We start from the raw sequence: 19,596 nt of genomic DNA, 5'->3' as shown, positions 1-19,596 counted from the left end.
ATGTTCAAAAATTACAACGACTTCATTTCAATCTTAGCCATCATGTCAGCTAACTTACTGCGGTTCTTTAAACCGACATCCGCTTGTGAAACTGATAACGCTGAAATTGCAGTTGCCATCCGCAATGTGTGCTCGCTTGATTCACCATTGAGCAGCCCATAAGCAAGGCCAGCAACCATCGAATCGCCTGCCCCTACTGTGCTGATGACCTCACAATGAGGCGGCTTAGCTAACCAAGAGCCCGAAGCATTAACCCATAATGCTCCTTCTTCTCCCAATGATATTACAACGTGAGAAATGCCTTTATCTCTTAGTTCATGAGCCGCAGCAATCACATCTTTTAAATCAGGCAGTTTGCGGCCCACCCAACTTTCTAATTCATGGCGATTAGGTTTTACCAACCAAGGAGAAGACTTTAAGCCCGCTTTTAATGCCTCACGGCTACTGTCGAAAATGATGCATGGACACAATTGGCGCAAGCGAGTCATCCAACGGGTAAATTCCTCAGGGTCAATCCCATTGGGTAGGCTTCCACTCACCACGACCATATCAAAATGACCTAACCAATTTAGTGATTCAGTTGAAAAACGGTTCCAGTCTTCTTTACTCACATCAAAGCCAGAAAAATTAAAATCAGTTGATTTCCCATCATTTTCAGTGAGCTTTACATTGATACGCGTGCGTCCAGGCACCATACTAAAACGGTTTGCCATACCATTTTCACTGAAAAAATGTTGAAATTCTTCTTGATTATCTTTTCCCATAAAACCACTAACAGTAATATCAATGCCCAGATCACGCAGCACTTTCGCCACGTTGACGCCTTTCCCTCCGGCATTCAGGCTAGCGGTTTTGACTAAGTTAACTTCACCCACTTCAATAGACGAGCACAACCCTACAAGGTCGTAAGCAGGATTTAATGTAATTGTAGCAACCCGGCGAGTCATAACCACTAATCTCCCTTATCATGATTATCATGTCATTAGATGTATGCCATAGTTATAACATTAAAACGTGTTGTTTTCAGTGCTATTTATACTTTTTCCTGCTTGTTTTTCTCAGACCCCATGGCAAAATTCTCACGCTAAAAATGAAAATAAATGGGAGAAAATATGTCTCAGTCAATTAACGTCGTCGTTGGCGTCGGTGTCATTATCACCAATAAACAAGGGCAGATTTTACTAGGTAAACGTAGCAGCAAACATGCACCCTATTGGTCTATTTTTGGTGGTCATGTCGATCCAGGTGAAACATTCGAAGCCTGTGCTATTCGGGAAATAAAAGAAGAGATTGGCATTGATATCACCACACCTTCTGTATTTGGTATCAGCAATAACTTACAAACCTATCAGCAGGAAGGTAAACATACCGTTTCCATTTGCATGCATGTTGAATATAACGGAGATAAACAACCGCAAATCATGGAAATCGATAAATGTGAAAGTCTTATGTGGGTTTCTCCTAATTCCCTGCCTGAACCGCATTTTGAGGCAAGTCGTAACGCAATCAATCTTTGGCTAAATCAGCGCTTTTACAACCAATCTATTTAACACCCCATAAAACATACAAATTAGATTAATTTGTATGTTTATTCACCATCCCTTTCAAATTGTTCAGTTTATTTTATTTTCGTTGTTTACAAGACTTCGCCACTACCGTATCATTTAGCTAGTACAGTGAAACAATTTATTAGGAGCCACCATGGCCGTTAATGGGACAACACAACCAAAAAGCCCTTCTATATTAGGAGGCGCAATGATCATTGCAGGTACCGCTGTTGGTGCAGGCATGTTTTCAATTCCAATGGTGACTTCTGGCGTATGGTTTTCAGGCTCAGTTATCCTGCTAATTTATACTTTTATTTGTATGTTACTTTCTGGGCTAATGATTTTAGAAGCGAATATGAATTATCCAGCGGGTGCTAGTTTTCACACCATAGTAAAAGATTTACTCGGCACTGGTTGGAACACCATTAATAGCTTATCAGTGACTTTCGTCCTGTATATTCTAACTTACGCTTATATTTCTGCAGGCAGTTCAATTATTACCGCAAACTTAGCAGAACATATTCAGATTCCACAAGCTGGAGCGGGGTTAGTTTTTGCATTCATTGTTGCATTCTTTGTTTGGTTATCTACCCGTGCAGTGGATAGGTTAAGTACCATTTTAATTGGTGGGATGGTTATTACCTTTATCATGTCAATTGGTGGGATGATCTCAACGGCTTCGCCCGCAATTTTATTTAACCAAGTAGAGCAAAACGAAACACAATATCTACCTTATGCCTTAGCTGCGCTGCCTTATTTGTTAACATCATTTGGTTACCATGGTAACGTGCCTGGGCTGGTGAAATATTATAATAAAGACAGTCGTAGTGTAGTGAAAAGCTTAACTTACGGTGCCATCATTACTGTTGTTATTTACATCTTATGGCAGTATGCGATTCAAGGAAATATTCCACGCTCTTCATTCATTGAAATCAGAGAAAATGGTAACAATATCGATGCACTACTGGCTCAGATGAATATTTCTACACAAAGCAGCTTTATTTCCCAATTTTTGAATCTGTTTTCCTATATGGCTTTAGCAAGTTCTTTCTTAGGTGTGTCATTAGGTTTATTTGATTTTATTGCTGACTTTTTTAAATTCTCTGATGATAAGCAAGGCCGACTGAAATCTATTTTAGTCACCTTTATGCCACCAACCGTTTTAGCACTGATTTTTCCTAATGGCTTTATTTATGCTATTGGCTTTGCTGGATTAGCTGCAACAATTTGGGCTGTGATTGTCCCTGCATTGATGGCAAAAGCAAGTCGTAGACGTTACCCAAATAATAGCTATAAAGCACCTGGAGGCATGTTTATTATCGGTTTTGTTATTTTATTTGGTTTAATCAACGCCGTTGCGCACATTATGTCCTTAGCTGGTCTACTCCCTATTTACTAATTTGCCATTCTTAATATAGCCCTGCGGGGCTATATTATTTCCCATCAGTTATTTTTCAAAAAATTTTCACTGAAAATTGACCTCAACATCTTGCCTAATCCCGTTTGTGCGAGTAATTTTGTCGCACTCTTTTTGACAATACCAAAGAAGGTTATTTATGGCCAAGGCCAACGAAATCAAACGTGGTTTAGCAATCAACTACAATGGCAAGTTACTACTCGTTAAAGATATTGATATTCAAGCACCTAGCGCTCGTGGTGCCAGTACTTTATACAAAATGCGCTTTACGGATATCAAAACGGGCCAGAAAGTTGAAGAACGCTTTAAAGGCGATGATATTTTAGAAACGATTTCGTTAACTCGCCGTGGTGTCAGCTTTTCTTATATTGATGGTGATGAATATGTTTTCATGGATAACGAAGACTACACGCCATATATTTTCAAAAAAGCAGATATTGAAGATGAACTGCTGTTTATCCCTGAAGAAGGGTTACCAGGCATGCAAGTTCTAACAATGGATGGGCAAGTTTTAGCCTTAGAATTACCGCAAACTGTTGATATGGTTATTGCTGAAACAACACCAGGTATCAAGGGTGCTTCCGCTAGTGCACGTACAAAACCCGCTTTGATGCCGACGGGGTTAACCGTTCAGGTTCCTGAATATCTCACCAGTGGTGAAAAAATTCGTATTCATATCCCTGAACGCCGCTATATGGGACGTTGTGATTAATCTTATATCGATAAAATAATACTAATATGTGTATGCCTATGGACAACATGCTCATAGGCATACATTTTTATTTAACATCATACTCTCCTAGCCTACTACTTCCTCATTTCATTTATTGTCATTAATCATACTTAACAGTGTAAATACCCATCGTTTTTTCTTTATTAATCCAGTTAAACTGCTGTGAGCCCTTCAAATTTGGTAATAGTTGTTCTGTCATTTTTAACTTGGAAACATCAACAGACTGTGTTTTTTCTTTTCCTGAGTCACTCCAACACTTTGTTTCGACAAAATTTTGATTTGTACTAATGATACATGGAGCAGCAACAATCGAGCCTGTAAAACGAATAACCGCAGTATTAGAACGTTGTTGACCACTGTTGTGTGAAGCGAATGTTGAGATACTGGTCATTAATGTAGTCGCTGCTAAAAATGTTAATATTGTTTTTTTTACTAAGCCATTCATAAGAATTTTCCTCTTAAAATTAAGTTATCGTCATTTTTAGTAATTTATTTACTCTTAAATGAATAATTCAGTTCAACTGAATGAGGACGACATCTTATTCCTAATGAACAGCTAGAGATTTCACTTATGGTCGTAGTTTTTTATTTTTAATATTGGATGATATTCAATATATAATTATTAGACTAGATCACACTTTTAATGATCACACGTATTGCAACACATATAAAATTAAGTCTATTAAAATAAGACGAAAATATAGCAATCTTCGTCGAAATTAGTGTTTTTTCTATTTATTTGTATTCGATGTATCAAAAATAGTGTTATTAGATATGAATGAAAAACTCAACTACAAAATTAATTTATCACCGACTAACTTAATTGCTTCTGGACGTCAACGAGCCTGTTACCAGCACCCAGATTATGATGAGCTTTGTATTAAGATTCACCTAAAAGGTCGCGATGATAAAGAAACACTCAGAGAAGTGCGGTACTATAAGCGCCTTTATAGAAAGGAATACCAAGCGACAACAGTGTCCCACTATTTTGGCACACAAGAAACCAATCTTGGGCTAGGTTACGTGTTTCAATTAATTAAGGATAAAACAGGGAATGTATCGCATACTTTAGATTATTATCTAAAAAATAAAAATGCCTACTTGAAGCATCAAAAAAATATGAAAATTGCTTATGCTCAATTTAAAAAATCTATTTATAAAGAAGCAATCGCCACCATGGCGCTAAAAACCTATAATATCGTTTATCAATTAGGCTATAAACCACATGGACAATTTTTAATTATCGATAACCTTGGGTCGTCTAATTTAATTCCGCTCGATTATTTTTCATCCACAATTGCACGTTCAACGTTAGACCGCCGCTTTGCGGACTTTGAAAAACGGCTATACAAAGAGTTCCATGTCAAATTATAAATATCCATTTTTAATTATCTTTTTTATTTAATTTTTATTCGATAATTTTATCCCTCTACGCAATAAAGGAGTGATTATATATTATTCCTTTATTGTTTAAGGCCCCCCTCAATAAATACTGATAAATACACAGTAGTTATTGCATATCTTAATTAAACTCGCCTATTTAACCACCAAGAGAAGAATTGACCGTCAAAATTTAGCTTTCTACACGTGCTAAAATTTGAGCTCACCTTGCATAAATTTAAACTTCTTTACATTTGAAGTGCAAAAAAAGCTTATTACGTAAATAAACTGAAACAGAGTAATAATAAATGTGAGAAAGATCATATTTCATTATCAATAATCGGCGCAATTATACGCAAAAATACGCTACATATGACAGCAATCACATAACTCAATGGCACATATGCACTTTTATCTAATGTTTTGTAAATTATCCCCCTATTAACTCGCCATTTCGGTTTTGTTTATGTATGCTCTTAAAGGTTTGGTATTCGGGCTGTTACGGTACTAACTTCAAGCAATAACTGAATTAGTAAATATTGAGCTTTCATCTATACTCAATAAGGTCACAAGAAACCTCTGATCCAGTAAAGATTTAGATGGCGTGATAAACACTTTCTGCGAAAAGCACACTCTTATTTATCAATGCGTTTTTCACAGGGAAAAGTTTAGTTTTGTTGTGTCTCTTTACACAATAATGCGATAAAGAAATGGTAAGGGATATATATAAGAATGTTAACCTCTGAAAAACTTAAGCGCTATGCTTGGCGCATTGTTCCGGCAGTTGCTATTGCCGTAACACTCACAGCATGTACCAACCCGAAGTCGACAAAAAATACACAATATACTGCTAAATCAGATGTTCGCATGTTAAACGGTGCTGCAGGCGACTCTTTAACAATGGCATCCCAAGACGAATTTGAAGAATTAGTGCAAAGTGTTGACACTAAATCTAAAATCATGAATCAATATGCAAGTTGGAAAGGTGTTGCTTATCGCCTAGGCGGAACCACTAAAAGCGGCATTGATTGTTCAAGCTTTGTTCAACGCACCTTCTTTGAACAATTCGGCGTAGAATTACCTCGTACAACGTCAGAACAAGAGTCTTCAGGCAAAAGCGTAAAGCGTAATAATTTAAAAGTGGGTGACATTGTTCTGTTTAAAACAGGTCGTACAATGAAACACGTTGGCATTTACATTGGTGATGAAAAATTTGTTCATGCATCAACCAGCAGTGGTGTCATTGTTTCTGAAATGTCCAATAGTTATTGGAGTAAAAGGTATTATGCAAGTCGTCGTATTATCAACGGCTCCTAATTTTCAGTAAAACACTCCCCCTTACCTATAAAAAAAGCTTCCAAAATTGGAAGCTTTTTTTATATTTGCCATCAAGTAAAAATGAAAACTGCCATTATTGCGTAGAATAATCTTTTTAACGCCAGTATAAATACTAGCCCTTATTAGCCACCACAAAATGAGTCAGATACAATATCTTCCCCATTAAAAACATTACAGCTCAAGCTAACTAAGCACAATAAAACCCTGAAGATAGCTCCGCAATTGCAACACCCGTTGCTTTTAAACGGCACATTGCAGCTAATTCATCATTCGCATGAATGAACAGACAAACCTCTTTCTGCCATTCTAGGATAGCACTTGAAATCTGCATATCGGATAACGATTCAGACAGTTTCTGCATCGCAATACAATCTGTTGCACAGTCATGACTAAGTAATTTTAGCCCCACAAGATTATCGCTATCAACATCATTCATAGGCACAACTTCTACGTCTGTTCCTATTTTGCCTGATAACCAGCGGTAGCTTTGCGGTAGCCTGTGCACCACCGAAAGACCTAATTTTTCCACAAAAATATCCTATTAAAACAATTGGTATTTTGCCTAATTACAGGAAATAGCCCTGCAAACAAACTTAACATTGAGTAATGACCCTATATCCTGTGTGTTCTTTGAAGTCAATTTTTGACTTCAAAATATTACTCGTTCAAACCGAAGCTTTAACACAACAAAAAGTAACAACAATGTTAAATATTAGAACCTAAATATAACATTAAAATTATGATGTGTCGTTAAATTTTTGTGACGCAAATCATTGCACGTCTATTTTTCTGCTAAAAATATTAAAAATTAAATTAATTTTGACATCAACCTTCAACATGATAGGTAAATCATTTAACTATTTTTTACATTTACCAAATAAAAATAGCAACAACCATTCAAATTTTTGATGAATAGTTATTTTTCAATTAGCTCAGTCAATCCCATTTTGGGTGTCATTAAAAACATAAATTTAACAAAAAGCACACTAATGATAATTGATTTAGATCATTTTTCATCACATAATTTAATACCTATGATAAACTAATCGAAATTACCGAACAGTAACACTGAAAAAACTCAATATAATGTGAATGATAAGAGATTACTTAAGGGAAAATAAGAATATTCGGGGAAATAAAAGGTGAGAACAAATTATCAGTTTCATCCATGAAGCTGATAACTCAGAGATTATTTCGCTTTTTTAGCTAACAAAACAAAAAGCATCGATAAAGCGACACAAGCCACCATCGAACCTACCATTGGCCACGCATTTTTAGCGGGGATCAGTGATAATAACGTTCCTACTAGTGCACCAATTGAAAAACGAATCGTTCCTGCTAAGGAAGAGACCGTTCCTGCAATATGTGGGTAATTATCAAGGATCACAGCCATCGCATTAGATGTAATCATTGCAATTCCACTGACATAAATGGCGACGCCAATAACTAACGTCCAAAAATCAAGACTAAATGCGGTTGTGCCTAATAACCAAATCCCCATAATAAACTGGATAATAATACCAAAATACAGCATCTTCTCTGCGCCAAAGCGCCTAACATAGCGACTGTTAATAGTCGTCATAATAAAGAGAAAAATGATGTTAATACCAAAATAGTAACCGAAATGTTGAGGAGAAACGCCATTTAGGTCGATATAAACAAATGCACCTGCATTTAAGAATGAAAACATCCCTGCAAACGAAAATGAACTCGCGAGTATATAGAACAAAACTTGCTTTGCCCTAAATAAGGTCGCAAACTGGCGTAATGTTGTGCCAATGTGGAATTTTTGCCTTTTCGTAACGGGTAATGTTTCACGCACAAAAAAGCTCACTAAAATCACTGCAATAACTGCCGCAATGGCAATGCTCCAGAAAATCGCATGCCATGAGAACCAACGCATCAATTCGCCACCTAAAATAGGAGCCAATAAAGGTGCGATCGTCATCACCAATACCACAAATGACATACTTCTAGAAAATTCGTCGCGCGTAAACATATCACGCATCAATGCGTTAATTACCACACTGGCGGCTGCGGCGGCAAAACCATGCAAAAAACGTAACCAAATAAGTGAATCAATTGATTCGGTGATTGCACAAGCAGCCGATGCTATAGCAAAAACAATTACTCCACCCAAAATCACGGGTTTACGACCGATGCTGTCCGCCATTGGTCCATAAAAAAGTTGCCCAATCGCAAAACCAAAAATGTAGCTGTTGAGCGTCATTTGAATCCGCCCCTCATCAACATTAAAATATTGCATCATCGTCGGAAAGCTAGGTAGGTACATGTCAATAGCCAACGGCATTAGCATAGACAATAAACCTAATATTAAAATCAGCCCCAAATAGGATGAACGCTGCTGTTGCACGCTATAGACTCCTGCTTTTATTTACGTGGTACATTAATGCTATTAATTTCTTCATCTGTCAGTGGGCGATACTCGCCTTGCTCAAGGGCCTCATCCAAGTAAATGTCCCCTACTCGCTCACGGTGCAGTCCACAAACATGATTTCCTACCGCGGCAAACATTCGTTTAACTTGGTGATAACGGCCTTCACTGATAGTTAAGCGAACATCACGAGGAGTGATAATTTCGAGTTGTGCGGGTTTTGTTGGGTACTTTTCACCATTTAACATGATGCCTTGCTCGAATTGTTTGGCAACATCGGAGGCAATATCTTCACTTAATTGAACACGGTACGTTTTCTCACAATGGTGTTTAGGCGATGTAATGCGATGTGACCACTGTCCATCATCGGTGAGCAACACTAACCCTGTCGTATCAATATCTAAGCGCCCCGCAGAATGAAGCTTTTGTGCAAGCGGCTCATCAATAAAATAAAGAATGGTAGGATGTGTTGGGTCATCGGTAGAACAGATGTACCCCTGGGGCTTATGCAACATAAAATAACGCGGCCCCGTGACTTGTACTAACACATTTCCATCATAAGCGACTTCATGGTCAAGCGTGACTTGGAATGCTCCTGATTTGACCACTTCATCGTCAATCGTAACAAGACCTGCACGCAATTCACGTGCTACCAAACTCCGGCTTATCCCTAATTGCTGGGACAAAAATTTATCCAGTCGCATAGATTCTCTTAACTTGATGGATTGCCAGCGAAGCGTACAATAACGCTTAACTGTCAGAATAAAGAATGAAAGGTTGCTGTGATTACTATCACATAATTCATTATAACAATAACCCTAGTTAAGGGATAGTTTCCATGAAACAACATACATCTTTAGACAGAGTCATTGTTTTAAATTAAATTTAACCTCATTCACCTGTTTTTTTAACCAATACTGAGCAATATGTCTTTTTCCTTACGCCCATACCAACAAGAAGCCGTCGACGCGACGATCCACTACTTTCGCAAACACACTCAGCCCGCCGTTATTGTGCTGCCTACCGGTGCAGGGAAAAGTTTGGTGATTGCTGAGTTGGCACGTCTTGCCCGTGGACGAGTACTGGTCTTGGCCCATGTTAAAGAATTGGTCGAGCAAAATCACAGTAAATACCTCGCCTATGGCCTCGAGGCGGATATTTTTGCTGCAGGGCTGAACCGAAAAGAATCACAAAATAAAGTGGTTTTTGGCAGCGTACAGTCTGTCGCTCGTAATCTTGCTGCTTTCAATGGACAGTTTTCATTAGTGATTATTGATGAATGCCATCGCATCAGTTTGAATGATAAAAGCCAATACCAGCAAATCATTCAGCATCTACAAAAAAGCAATTCAGCCTTACGGATTCTAGGCTTAACCGCTACCCCTTACCGTTTAGGTAGCGGGTGGATTTACCAATATCATTATCATGGCATAGTTCGGGGTGATGAAAACTGTTTTTTCCGAGATTGTATTTATGAGCTGCCACTGCATTACATGATTAAAAATAAGTTTTTAGTTCCCCCTGAACGCTTAGATATGCCTGTTTTGCAGTATGATTTTAGCCAAGTTTCGTTGACATCTGCAGGTATTTTTAATGAGCAAGAATTAAACCTTTCACTGCAAAAACAACAACGTATTACACCTAAAATTGTTGCACAAATCATTGAATATGCAACACCACTGCAAGGCTGTATGATTTTTGCGGCTACCGTCGAGCACGCAAAAGAAATTTTGGGTTATTTACCAGTAAAGTCTGCCGCATTAGTCACCGCCGAAACACCTGCGTCTGATAGACAAGCTATTATTAATCAATTTAAAAACAGAGAATTACATTATCTTGTCAACGTTTCTGTTCTAACCACTGGCTTTGATGCCCCCCATGTTGATGTGATTGCAATTTTGCGCCCAACTGAATCAGTTAGTTTATATCAGCAAATTGTTGGTCGTGGGTTACGTCTTTGCCAGGGGAAAACCCAATGCTTGATTTTAGATTATGCGGGTAATCCTCATGATTTATATCGCCCTGAAGTCGGTTGCAGTAAACCAAACTCTGCCAGTGTCCCTGTTCAAGTTTTTTGCCCTCTTTGCCAATTTGCCAATGTGTTTTGGGGAAAATGTACTACTGATGGGCAAATTATTGAGCACTATGGCCGTCGTTGCCAAGGCTGGGAAGAAGATGATAATGGTCAAAAACAACAATGTGAGTTCCGATTTCGTTTTAAGCAATGCCCCCACTGTGGTGCTGAAAATGATATCGCAGCTCGCCGTTGCCAAAAGTGCCAAGAAGTCCTTACTGATCCTGATGACATGCTCAAAGCAGCATTAAAATTAAAAGATGCACTGATTATTCGTTGTGGTGGTATGCAATTTATCTCTGGTAATGATGCAAAAGGTGAATGGATAAAAATAAACTATTATGATGAAGATGGCACTAGCGTCTCAGAACGTTATCGCTTAACAACTCCCTCTCAGCGTCGTGTATTTGAATACCGTTTTTTGCGTGAGCACCAACGAGCGCCAGGCATTCCATTTAAATGGAATAATGCAAATGACATTATTTTGCAGCAATCATTATTACGTTACCCACAATTTATCGTGGCACGGAAAAAAGACCGCTATTGGGAAATTAGAGAGAAAATTTTTGATTATCAAGGGCGGTTTCGCATCGCAAACTCCCTTTCCTGACGCAATAAACGATCTTAAAGATTGCTGGATGGCGGTTTTTTCGATAAAATGCCGCCGCCTTCCAATTTCTCATTTTCCAAAATGCGTTATTCCTAGGCCAAATCTCGAACCTGCTGCTGGGTCGCCTGTAGCAGGAATTTATATTTTCTTTTTATAGAGAAATAGTAATGTTAACTATCAATGCAATTGAACGTAAAGAGCAGGGTAAGGGTGCGAGCCGCCGCCTGCGCAGAGATAATCAGCTTCCAGCTATCGTTTACGGTGGTAACCAAGAGCCTATCTCTATCACTCTGAGCCACGATGAAGTTATTAACCAAGAAAGCAAAGCAGAATTTTACGAAGTTCTGACTCTGGTTATCGATGGTAAAGAAACAAAAGTAAAAGTTCAGGCTGTTCAACGTCACCCATTTAAGCCAAAAGTGACGCACATTGACTTCCTGCGCGCTTAATTAAAGCCCACAGCCGAGCTTTAGAAATTTCGGGACGCCGAGTAAATAACGCCGCAATTGCGGCGTTATTTATTTCTAAAACTTTATTTTTTGCATCAATCAATATTACCAATACGCTAACAAAATATTTTATTTGCTGCCACGACGCTGTAATTGGTCGCGTAAGTTTGGCGGCGTACCACGAATGGTTAGTGTATCTGTCACTGGGTCCCAAAAAATACGTTCGCCCATCAACATAGCATCAAAGCTAATCGTTATACCTCCACCACTACCTGAAAATTTAGTCAATTGTTTAAGTGTTCCCCTATCTGCTGGGAAGCTTTCCTCCAATTGGTAATCATTTTGACGAGCAAAATCATCAAAGCTTTGTTCTTCTACCAGTGGCAACTCTTTCGCCAATTCCTGTAATTCAATTTCTTCGCCAGATTGCAGCTGTTCAGTGCAGTAACTATGCACTTGTTGACGATATGCTTGGCGAGTGTTTTTATCCATCTGAGCATTATCACAAAAATCATCCAACGCTTGGACTAAACCTTTGTTCTGCACTTTCGCATTCAAACCTTCAGATGCCGCTAAAAAATCCATAAAAAAATCAGATACTTTACGCCCTACTCGACCTTTTAAGAATGTTAAGTAGCGTTTCGAGTCTGGATTAGTTTCCCACTCGGTTAAATCAATGCGTGCAACGATATCTGCGTGTGGAATATCTAAATAATGTGTCGTCCCTAAATCTAATGTATCTGTGACAAACATGCTATCGCAGCTATTAAGAACAGAAATCAATAAATATTCAACGGCAAGGTAACGGTATTGGCAGAAAAGAACAATTCCCCCCTCAGCAAATGGGTATTTCGCGAGTTCATCCTTTAAACGAACCGTCATAGCACGGCTAAAACCTAAAAATTCTTCTTCACCCTTGCGTAAGAGCTTTAATGCATCAGCTAATTCACTTTCTTCATTGAATTCACCAAAGGCTTTACTTTTTGCGCTGTAAACACGGTGCAATTCTGCCATCATGTCTTGCACGACATCATCAGCCGTCAATAAAGAATCCCGTAACATCACCTCTAAGGTTTGTTCATCTCGCTTAATCAACTGATGTAAGGCTATCTGGGTAATTTCCAGACTCATTGTTAGCTCCTTCTTCTAGCAGAAATATTATCGCGCGTATTCAAACATTGATATCTATACGCTGCAATAGAAACTATCATTTGCCTCATTTTTCATCAGCAAATGCTGAACTAATACACACTTTTTGAATCTGAATAAGCATTATTATCACTTAAACAAAAATTTGTTGCGAAGAAAGAAGAAAAACATGCGGCTATACGCTATGATATGGAGCTTTCATTAATTTAGGATGTCTCAATTTATGCCACAATCATCTCGCTATAGTGATGAAAAAGTTGAAGGTTTACTCTCTGACCTCGTGAGTGTGTTAGAAAAAAACCATACCCCTGTTGACCTTTCCCTAATGGTGTTAGGTAACATGGTAACGAACCTGCTCAATACGTCAGTTGCCCCCGCACAACGTAAAATGATTGCAGAATCCTTTGCCAATGCGTTACTTTCTTCTGTAAAAGAAGATAAATCACACTAACAGATTAATGAAATAAACAGTATGGTCACCCATCAGCGCTACCGTGACAAAGTCTCTAACATGATTGGTTGGGGACACTGGTTTGCACTATTTAATATACTGCTTAGCCTCGTGTTAAGTAGTAGCTATCTGTTTATTTTTGATTGGCCAGACACCTTAGCTGGCCGTATATACGCCTTCGTCAGTTGGTTAGGTCATTTTAGTTTTGTGGTCTTTGCCGCTTACCTACTCATTATTTTTCCACTGACCTTTATTGTGATGTCTCAGCGGCTGCTGAGGCTGATTTTTGTTGCACTTGCCACTGCAGGTATTACACTCCTAATCTTTGATATCCGTGTTTTTAGCCAATTTGGCCTTCATCTAACACCACAAGTTTGGGATTTAGTCATCAATCCAATCAAAGGAGAAATGGCTCGTGAGTGGCAACTGATGTTTATCAGTATCCCCATTATTTTCTTGGTAGAAATGCTGTTTGCAACTTGGAGTTGGCAAAAACTACGAAGTTTAAACCGCCAAACATTTGGTAAGCCCCTAGCAGGCATTTTCATTGTGACATTCATTATGTCGCATTTGATGTATGCGTGGGCCGATGCGAATTTTTATCGCCCAATCACGATGCAGCGTTATAACTACCCATTATCACAACCGATGACGGCCCGTAAATTATTAGACCGATATGGTTTATTGGATCTTACCGAGCACCAAAATCGGGTATTCCAACATGGTAGTCCTACCGCTCTGAAGCTTAATTACCCTCTTAAACCTTTGAGTTACTACGACCAAGGTACAGGGTATAATTTACTCTTACTGGTCGTGGACGATCTCGGTAATGAAGCTCAACAAACAACAATGAGCTCCCTTAACAGCTTTAGAGAGATGAGTACGCAGTTTACGAATCACTATACTGCAGGTTTACGCGATGACACTGCCTTGTTTGGTCTCTTCTATGGCATCTCATCTACTTATCTTGATAACATTCTTAATGGTCGTCACCCTTCTGTCTTGGTTGAAGCGCTACAACACCAAGGTTATCAGTTTGGTCTGTTTTCAACAGATGGATTTAACTCACCACTGTTCCGTCAAGCCATTTTATCCGATTACTCATTACCTGCTAAAACAGCAGATAATGATAGCCTAACTATTAATCAATGGATTAGCTGGTTAGATAACCTTAAACATGATGCACCTTGGTTCTCTTTCTTGAATATCAAAGGCGTACCAGGCAGCCCACAAACTAACAAGCAAATTGACCAAGTTATCGCAACATTGAAACGTTATAACCGCCTTGAAAATACCATCGTCATTATTACTGCTAACTATAATAAGCAAGGTAAACAAGAAGAGGATTGGCTAAGCGATAAGAACTTTAATCGCGATCAAATGCGCGTCCCTTTATTTATTTATTGGCCAAATACACCTGCTCAACAAATAGGCAAGTTAACTAGCCATCAAGACATTATGACGACATTGATGCAACGGTTATTGCATGTGAATAATCAAACAGATGATTACAGCCAAGGTGAAGATTTATTCAGTAACCAACGCACATACCCGTGGGTGATTACTGGTGATGACAATGATGTGGTCATTACCACTGACAATGCCACTTTATATATGGATCATAATGGGCAATTTAATATTTATGATAAACAAGGCGTTATTGAAAAAGAAGCAAAACCTAACTTGGCTGAGCTTCTGAAAATTTTCACAGAATTAAAACGATTTAATGAAAATTAGTGCTTAATTATCAATCAGTCTCAACATGAGCCTCTTGATTTTAAGACCAAATTGGGTAGTATAAATCACAGTTCGGCATGTAGCGCAGCTTGGTAGCGCACCGTCATGGGGTGTCGGGGGTCGTAGGTTCAAATCCTATCATGCCGACCAAAATTCCCTAAGAAAACCAACCTATTACGGTTGGTTTTTTTATAGAGTCTTTGATTTTAATGTAGAAAGGTTATTAGAAACCGAAAAATTATGGTCTATGCTCTATTTTTCAGCTCATGGTCTTTCTTTTATTGATAATCAAAAAGATTTGACTCATGGCGATAAACGTAAACAAAATTTTGAACCACCGCTTTTTATTACCTCTTCAGACTCGCAAATGCGAGAATTCATATCAGCTCGAAGGAATGGCCTTAATTTCTTTAACTTAATCGCTGATTGGATGGGCATTAAAGAAGTTTACTCAGATAAAATACCTGATAAATATAAGTAGTTTTAACAATAAACTTTTTAAAAAATGTCCCTTCTCTATTCCCAAATTTAAAAAACTCATTTATTCTTAAATTGAGCGAACATGCTTACGTGCAGTACTGTCACCGCCAAGCATTACGGGAGGTTTTTATGTTTCTCGTATATACCATCATTGTCATTGCTTTTTTCATCTCTTTGGCGACTATTGAAATGCCTGATAGCGACAAAATTAGTATTGAGGTTGAAGATAAGCAAATAGGACTTATGTATGCAATGTAATATTAAATAATCGCCCTTTCAGGCCCCCCTGCAAAGGGCATTTTTATGACTTGTTATATCTCAATCAATAAGTTGAATATCTAGCCCATATAACAACTCTAATGCTTCAAAACGCGAAAATTTAGCCTGTTTTAAGGTATTTTGTCGAATATCAATCGTAAAAGAATGAGTACCTGTAAGATCAGCCGAAGTTAAATTAGTTTGCATAAACAGACTGTTTGATAAGTCACAATCTGTTATCACAGACTTATTGAGTTCCACATTTCTAAAATCAATATCGTGTAAACGACAATCATCAAAATGAGTTTCATGAAGTTTAAGCGCAAAAAAATTGCTACCGCTTAAAATACAACTTTTAAAACTCAGCTGTGAATAAAAATCAAAACGAGGCCAATGCGCTTTTGTCCAATCTACCCCCACTAATTTACACCCATTAAATTCACAAATAGAAAAACGGGAATTAGGGATGGAGATTAGGCTCAAATTGCATTTTAGAAATGTACATTCGACAAATCGGCAATCTGTAAAACAGCTTCCAGTAAAGTTACAATTGATGAATTCACACTGCTCAAAAAGTACATGCTCTAGTCTTTCGTTTTCAAGCTCTAAGTTACAAAATTTTTGTTCTAAATATTCACCATGGTTCTCTATTTCCACTTTCCACCTCATAATGCATGTCATCACACACCTAAAAGCTGACATTTACTGTATATAATACCATGTATTTTTTATAGTAACCTGGCCCTTTGCACATAAATACCTATTTTATGTTCTGCTTACCAACAAACATATCTAATCTATTGAAAATAAAGATTATTTAGCTCTATACTACTACCCCCTAATAAATTAGAAGATACCTTCACATGAATTGCCGTTTAGCAACAATTGATGACATAGACAATATCTACAAAATAGACACTGTAGCGACAGATGTTCGATTAAACGAAATCACACATTGGGTAAAACAGAATGACTGTTTTATATTGGAAAAAAATCAAGAAATATTAGCGTACGGTGTTATAAACACACATTTTTTTGGCTATGGGTTTATTGAACTATTAATGGTCAATAACCAATATCGTCGGCAAGGTCTTGGGCTTATACTAATCAATCAATTGATAAAGAAAAGCCCGACAGCCAAAGTTTTCACGTCAACTAATAAATCAAATACAGCCACTCAACAGCTATTGATAAAAACTGGCTTTATTCCTAGTGGCTGTATTGAAAACATAGATGATAATGATCCAGAGCTTATTTACTGCTACATCGCTAGGTAAAATGACCTAATAATCAGGTCTATAGTAGTGATTTTTCCATCACAACAGTTTGTAGCATCTGGTTAAATTGCTGATACGTTTCTTTATCTATTGTCTGTGGAAAACTTAATACTTCTAACTTATGGGGCTTATTTTCAGGATAATAACTTGGGTGAGCATGGTTGTATTCGTTTTGTTGAAAACCACAGTGCTGATAAAACGAAAGCCGCTTTTGACTGATTTCATCAATTACTGGATCAATTTCAAGGATAACTAGCCCTACATCGTGGCAGAATTGCTTTAGTACTTTCTGACCATACCCTTGCCCCCGGAGAGAATCTGAAATGGCGAGATGTTCAATGTAAAAGTATTCATTAATTTTCCAGCAACCAATAAAACCAACAAATACGTTATTATCTGTAAAATAATAGAGATAATAGTCGTCATGACTCAAAATTGACTTACGACCTTGATAACTTCTCTGCTCATAAAGCGGAAATGCCTGATCATATAGCTGATTAACAACATTATTCTCGTTTATGTTTTCCCTAGAAATTCTGATTGAATGTAGCATTTGATTTTAGACTCATCGTTATATGAACATAATTACACTTTTAGAATACGTTTTTTTTAAAATCTGACAATCATTTTATCCACTGCAAACCTATTTTTATAAAAAAATAACTATTTGTTTTAATTGTTTATTATTTTCTAATATAAAAATATTGGTTTTTAACTCAGATTAATTTAAAAAATATTTTTGTGATCATATTGACTTTTTTCTATATACGCCCAAAAATACTGTATATTAACACAGTAATTGGCCGAGGCTATTATGTTAAGAATTGAAGTTTTATTTGATAAAAATGCACCACAAAAACCAAGCACAAACGTTTTACACGCGCTTGAATCTGAGATTTTACGTAAATTGCAAAATCAATACCCTGATATGGTAACCCGTGTTGGTTTTAGCTCGCAGCAGCGCGTAAACATTTCAGGAACCAAAATGTCTGAAGATAAAATCCGCATTGAAGAAATATTGGAAGAAATTTGGTTAGATGACGGATGGATCCCCGAAGAAAATACTGCTGAATAGACTTCATTAACGAAAGGAATGTTAGTAATCAATAAGCATTCCTTTTTTGGATACTTAAAATTTGTAGCGGAAGCCAGTTAACCCCACAAAACCTAATTTTTGTTCTGTTAATGAACTCTTTCCTGCGTCACCAATTAAATAATACGCAGCGATACCAGTATATAGCGTGAAATTATCATCCATATTGTAATTTAATATGGCTGAGCCATGTATATCTTTAAAACCACTACTTGCATCATATTCTGCGAATTTAGTTTTGCTGGCTTGTTGTTTGGAAACACCAAAATAAGCTTGGTTATAGGCTTTATTTCCCCAAACCGCCGCTAAATTATATTCCATTTCCCATGAGCTATTAATGTCATAGTCTGTATTCATACCTAATTCTATAGTAACAGTTCGACCTATATGGCGACCGCCATAGCGTCTATCTTTTGTTGCTATATCACCCATGATGTAAAACTCATAATTATTTAGTGTATAAGACAGATCAGCGCCAACTAACAAGGAGCCATCTAAGTCCCCCATTCCTTTTAGGTCTTTATTTTTATTACCCAAAAATCCAACTTTTTCATCACGCCCATAGTCATAGCCCAATGAACTGACAAAAGTGAGGTTGTCCGTTAAGCCTATTCCCCATGCTACACCTTCAATACCTAAGCTAAATACGCCATAATCATCAGAAAGATATGCATACGTTGCTTCTAAGCTTGGTCCAAGCTGGTACTTTTTTGAACCTTCATAAACGGGTGCTATATTGATCCCCGCCCCTGCAATAAATGTACTTTCCCCTGCAAACACATAGCTACAAGGTAAAATGCCAACCATTAATGCTACAATTTTTTTCATGTTCAAATTACGCTCATCGTAGTTAATAAATCTTTTGTCTTAAAAACGTTTTAATTTCTTTTAATAGGTTTGATTTGTTTTTTCTTTCATCAGAAAGATGCGACTGCGAAATACATTTATTAACATCAATACATGTTGATATTTCATTGATTGTTATGCTAGAAGGATAAATGCCTGATGTCTTATTGAAATCTTTTCCCATGATGATCAAAGCGATGAGAATAACTGCAATAAACATTGGTACTTCATAGAAAGCTTGTTTCATCATCAATGCTCTTATTCTTAGGAGGGTGTAAGAATAATAATCTGTCTATATTTTTGTACCTTAAAACTGGGTTAAACCAACCTTAAGATAAACTTAAATCTAAGCTGAACTTGAG

Annotated in this window: 22 protein-coding genes and 1 tRNA gene; 13 read left to right on the top strand and 10 right to left on the bottom strand. The window is 37.5% G+C overall.

What is annotated here, in order from left to right; genetic code table 11:
• Positions 1-11: 11 nt before the first annotated feature.
• Entirely contained in the window at positions 12-947 is a 936-nt protein-coding gene (fruK, locus tag ACE2AL_RS08800; RefSeq protein WP_206083006.1) for a 1-phosphofructokinase, read from the bottom strand.
• A gap of 165 nt (positions 948-1,112) precedes the next feature.
• Between fruK and ACE2AL_RS08795 the strand changes: the two genes are divergently transcribed.
• The 3 genes from ACE2AL_RS08795 (at position 1,113) to yeiP (ending at position 3,676) form a co-directional block, all read left to right on the top strand.
• Entirely contained in the window at positions 1,113-1,550 is a 438-nt protein-coding gene (locus ACE2AL_RS08795) for an NUDIX hydrolase (RefSeq protein WP_206082280.1), read from the top strand.
• A 151-nt stretch (positions 1,551-1,701) separates the two neighbouring features.
• Positions 1,702-2,946 carry a tryptophan permease gene (gene mtr / locus ACE2AL_RS08790; RefSeq protein WP_206082281.1) on the top strand — a complete coding sequence of 415 codons (1,245 nt, stop codon included), beginning with the start codon at positions 1,702-1,704 and terminating at the stop codon, positions 2,944-2,946.
• 157 nt (positions 2,947-3,103) lie between these two features.
• Entirely contained in the window at positions 3,104-3,676 is a 573-nt protein-coding gene (yeiP, locus tag ACE2AL_RS08785) for an elongation factor P-like protein YeiP (RefSeq protein WP_206082282.1), read from the top strand.
• A 121-nt stretch (positions 3,677-3,797) separates the two neighbouring features.
• On the opposite strand, the gene ACE2AL_RS08780 is transcribed toward yeiP, so the two are convergent.
• Positions 3,798-4,142, bottom strand: a complete 345-nt coding sequence (locus ACE2AL_RS08780; RefSeq protein WP_272539620.1) for a hypothetical protein — start codon at positions 4,140-4,142, stop codon at positions 3,798-3,800.
• Between the two features lie 329 nt (positions 4,143-4,471).
• Between ACE2AL_RS08780 and ACE2AL_RS08775 the strand changes: the two genes are divergently transcribed.
• Positions 4,472-5,071, top strand: a complete 600-nt coding sequence (locus tag ACE2AL_RS08775) for a YrbL family protein (RefSeq protein WP_206082284.1) — start codon at positions 4,472-4,474, stop codon at positions 5,069-5,071.
• Positions 5,072-5,809: 738 nt separating this feature from the next.
• A complete protein-coding gene (gene mepS / locus ACE2AL_RS08770) occupies positions 5,810-6,394 on the top strand; it encodes a bifunctional murein DD-endopeptidase/murein LD-carboxypeptidase (RefSeq protein WP_206082285.1) in 585 nt (194 codons plus the stop codon).
• A gap of 208 nt (positions 6,395-6,602) precedes the next feature.
• On the opposite strand, the gene ACE2AL_RS08765 is transcribed toward mepS, so the two are convergent.
• The 3 genes from ACE2AL_RS08765 to rsuA form a co-directional block, all read right to left on the bottom strand.
• Entirely contained in the window at positions 6,603-6,944 is a 342-nt protein-coding gene (locus ACE2AL_RS08765; RefSeq protein WP_206082286.1) for a hypothetical protein, read from the bottom strand.
• A 660-nt stretch (positions 6,945-7,604) separates the two neighbouring features.
• Positions 7,605-8,789, bottom strand: a complete 1,185-nt coding sequence (locus tag ACE2AL_RS08760; RefSeq protein WP_206082287.1) for a Bcr/CflA family multidrug efflux MFS transporter — start codon at positions 8,787-8,789, stop codon at positions 7,605-7,607.
• 17 nt (positions 8,790-8,806) lie between these two features.
• Positions 8,807-9,514 (bottom strand): 16S rRNA pseudouridine(516) synthase RsuA, encoded by a 708-nt coding sequence (gene rsuA / locus ACE2AL_RS08755; RefSeq protein ID WP_375084250.1) that lies wholly within the window; start codon positions 9,512-9,514, stop codon positions 8,807-8,809.
• Positions 9,515-9,736: 222 nt separating this feature from the next.
• On the opposite strand from rsuA, the gene ACE2AL_RS08750 reads away from it, so the two are divergent.
• Both ACE2AL_RS08750 and rplY read left to right on the top strand, forming a co-directional pair.
• Positions 9,737-11,494, top strand: a complete 1,758-nt coding sequence (locus ACE2AL_RS08750) for a DEAD/DEAH box helicase (RefSeq protein ID WP_206082289.1) — start codon at positions 9,737-9,739, stop codon at positions 11,492-11,494.
• 167 nt (positions 11,495-11,661) lie between these two features.
• Positions 11,662-11,943: a 50S ribosomal protein L25 gene (gene rplY, locus ACE2AL_RS08745; RefSeq protein WP_206082290.1), complete on the top strand. Its 282-nt coding sequence runs from the start codon at positions 11,662-11,664 to the stop codon at positions 11,941-11,943.
• A 129-nt stretch (positions 11,944-12,072) separates the two neighbouring features.
• Here the strand turns inward: rplY and yejK are convergent, their stop codons facing one another.
• Positions 12,073-13,074, bottom strand: coding sequence for a nucleoid-associated protein YejK (gene yejK / locus ACE2AL_RS08740; RefSeq protein WP_206082291.1), 1,002 nt, complete (start codon positions 13,072-13,074; stop codon positions 12,073-12,075).
• 241 nt (positions 13,075-13,315) lie between these two features.
• Between yejK and ACE2AL_RS08735 the strand changes: the two genes are divergently transcribed.
• From ACE2AL_RS08735 to ACE2AL_RS08720, 4 genes are all read left to right on the top strand, one after another.
• Positions 13,316-13,543, top strand: coding sequence for a YejL family protein (locus ACE2AL_RS08735; RefSeq protein WP_047755730.1), 228 nt, complete (start codon positions 13,316-13,318; stop codon positions 13,541-13,543).
• Between the two features lie 21 nt (positions 13,544-13,564).
• Complete coding sequence (yejM, locus tag ACE2AL_RS08730) at positions 13,565-15,280, top strand: LPS biosynthesis-modulating metalloenzyme YejM (RefSeq protein ID WP_375084249.1); 1,716 nt, start codon at positions 13,565-13,567, stop codon at positions 15,278-15,280.
• 73 nt (positions 15,281-15,353) lie between these two features.
• Positions 15,354-15,430 (top strand) — tRNA-Pro (locus tag ACE2AL_RS08725).
• Positions 15,431-15,889: 459 nt separating this feature from the next.
• Positions 15,890-16,018 (top strand): hypothetical protein, encoded by a 129-nt coding sequence (locus ACE2AL_RS08720; protein ID WP_263974613.1) that lies wholly within the window; start codon positions 15,890-15,892, stop codon positions 16,016-16,018.
• 60 nt (positions 16,019-16,078) lie between these two features.
• On the opposite strand, the gene ACE2AL_RS08715 is transcribed toward ACE2AL_RS08720, so the two are convergent.
• On the bottom strand, positions 16,079-16,675 hold the full coding sequence (locus ACE2AL_RS08715) for a pentapeptide repeat-containing protein (protein ID WP_241016767.1): 597 nt from the start codon (positions 16,673-16,675) through the stop codon (positions 16,079-16,081).
• A 206-nt stretch (positions 16,676-16,881) separates the two neighbouring features.
• Between ACE2AL_RS08715 and ACE2AL_RS08710 the strand changes: the two genes are divergently transcribed.
• Positions 16,882-17,295: a GNAT family N-acetyltransferase gene (locus ACE2AL_RS08710; protein ID WP_272539622.1), complete on the top strand. Its 414-nt coding sequence runs from the start codon at positions 16,882-16,884 to the stop codon at positions 17,293-17,295.
• A 19-nt stretch (positions 17,296-17,314) separates the two neighbouring features.
• Here ACE2AL_RS08710 and ACE2AL_RS08705 read toward each other — a convergent pair whose 3' ends face one another.
• A complete protein-coding gene (locus ACE2AL_RS08705; protein ID WP_206082298.1) occupies positions 17,315-17,848 on the bottom strand; it encodes a GNAT family N-acetyltransferase in 534 nt (177 codons plus the stop codon).
• Between the two features lie 261 nt (positions 17,849-18,109).
• On the opposite strand from ACE2AL_RS08705, the gene ACE2AL_RS08700 reads away from it, so the two are divergent.
• A complete protein-coding gene (locus ACE2AL_RS08700; protein WP_206082299.1) occupies positions 18,110-18,370 on the top strand; it encodes a DinI-like family protein in 261 nt (86 codons plus the stop codon).
• Positions 18,371-18,424: 54 nt separating this feature from the next.
• Here the strand turns inward: ACE2AL_RS08700 and ACE2AL_RS08695 are convergent, their stop codons facing one another.
• A complete protein-coding gene (locus tag ACE2AL_RS08695; protein ID WP_349422384.1) occupies positions 18,425-19,216 on the bottom strand; it encodes a MipA/OmpV family protein in 792 nt (263 codons plus the stop codon).
• A 22-nt stretch (positions 19,217-19,238) separates the two neighbouring features.
• Complete coding sequence (locus tag ACE2AL_RS08690; RefSeq protein WP_206082301.1) at positions 19,239-19,484, bottom strand: hypothetical protein; 246 nt, start codon at positions 19,482-19,484, stop codon at positions 19,239-19,241.
• Positions 19,485-19,596 lie beyond the last annotated feature (112 nt).

Source organism: Providencia xihuensis (assembly GCF_041953405.1).
Taxonomy (GTDB): Bacteria; Pseudomonadota; Gammaproteobacteria; order Enterobacterales; family Enterobacteriaceae; genus Providencia; species Providencia vermicola.
Note: the sequence above shows the minus strand (reverse complement) of the source record. Positions and strands in the feature narration are given on the sequence as shown.

Coding starts and splice junctions, on each gene's coding strand:
- ACE2AL_RS08700 (WP_206082299.1), top strand. CDS start 18,110: ATGTTAAGAATTGAAGTTTTATTTGATAAAAATGCACCACAAAAACCA.
- ACE2AL_RS08775 (WP_206082284.1), top strand. CDS start 4,472: ATGAATGAAAAACTCAACTACAAAATTAATTTATCACCGACTAACTTA.
- yejK (WP_206082291.1), bottom strand. CDS start 13,074: ATGAGTCTGGAAATTACCCAGATAGCCTTACATCAGTTGATTAAGCGA.
- yeiP (WP_206082282.1), top strand. CDS start 3,104: ATGGCCAAGGCCAACGAAATCAAACGTGGTTTAGCAATCAACTACAAT.
- mtr (WP_206082281.1), top strand. CDS start 1,702: ATGGCCGTTAATGGGACAACACAACCAAAAAGCCCTTCTATATTAGGA.
- rsuA (WP_375084250.1), bottom strand. CDS start 9,514: ATGCGACTGGATAAATTTTTGTCCCAGCAATTAGGGATAAGCCGGAGT.
- ACE2AL_RS08695 (WP_349422384.1), bottom strand. CDS start 19,216: ATGAAAAAAATTGTAGCATTAATGGTTGGCATTTTACCTTGTAGCTAT.
- ACE2AL_RS08750 (WP_206082289.1), top strand. CDS start 9,737: ATGTCTTTTTCCTTACGCCCATACCAACAAGAAGCCGTCGACGCGACG.
- rplY (WP_206082290.1), top strand. CDS start 11,662: ATGTTAACTATCAATGCAATTGAACGTAAAGAGCAGGGTAAGGGTGCG.
- ACE2AL_RS08795 (WP_206082280.1), top strand. CDS start 1,113: ATGTCTCAGTCAATTAACGTCGTCGTTGGCGTCGGTGTCATTATCACC.
- ACE2AL_RS08735 (WP_047755730.1), top strand. CDS start 13,316: ATGCCACAATCATCTCGCTATAGTGATGAAAAAGTTGAAGGTTTACTC.
- ACE2AL_RS08720 (WP_263974613.1), top strand. CDS start 15,890: ATGTTTCTCGTATATACCATCATTGTCATTGCTTTTTTCATCTCTTTG.
- fruK (WP_206083006.1), bottom strand. CDS start 947: ATGACTCGCCGGGTTGCTACAATTACATTAAATCCTGCTTACGACCTT.
- mepS (WP_206082285.1), top strand. CDS start 5,810: ATGTTAACCTCTGAAAAACTTAAGCGCTATGCTTGGCGCATTGTTCCG.
- ACE2AL_RS08710 (WP_272539622.1), top strand. CDS start 16,882: ATGAATTGCCGTTTAGCAACAATTGATGACATAGACAATATCTACAAA.
- ACE2AL_RS08705 (WP_206082298.1), bottom strand. CDS start 17,848: ATGCTACATTCAATCAGAATTTCTAGGGAAAACATAAACGAGAATAAT.
- yejM (WP_375084249.1), top strand. CDS start 13,565: ATGGTCACCCATCAGCGCTACCGTGACAAAGTCTCTAACATGATTGGT.
- ACE2AL_RS08780 (WP_272539620.1), bottom strand. CDS start 4,142: ATGAATGGCTTAGTAAAAAAAACAATATTAACATTTTTAGCAGCGACT.
- ACE2AL_RS08690 (WP_206082301.1), bottom strand. CDS start 19,484: ATGATGAAACAAGCTTTCTATGAAGTACCAATGTTTATTGCAGTTATT.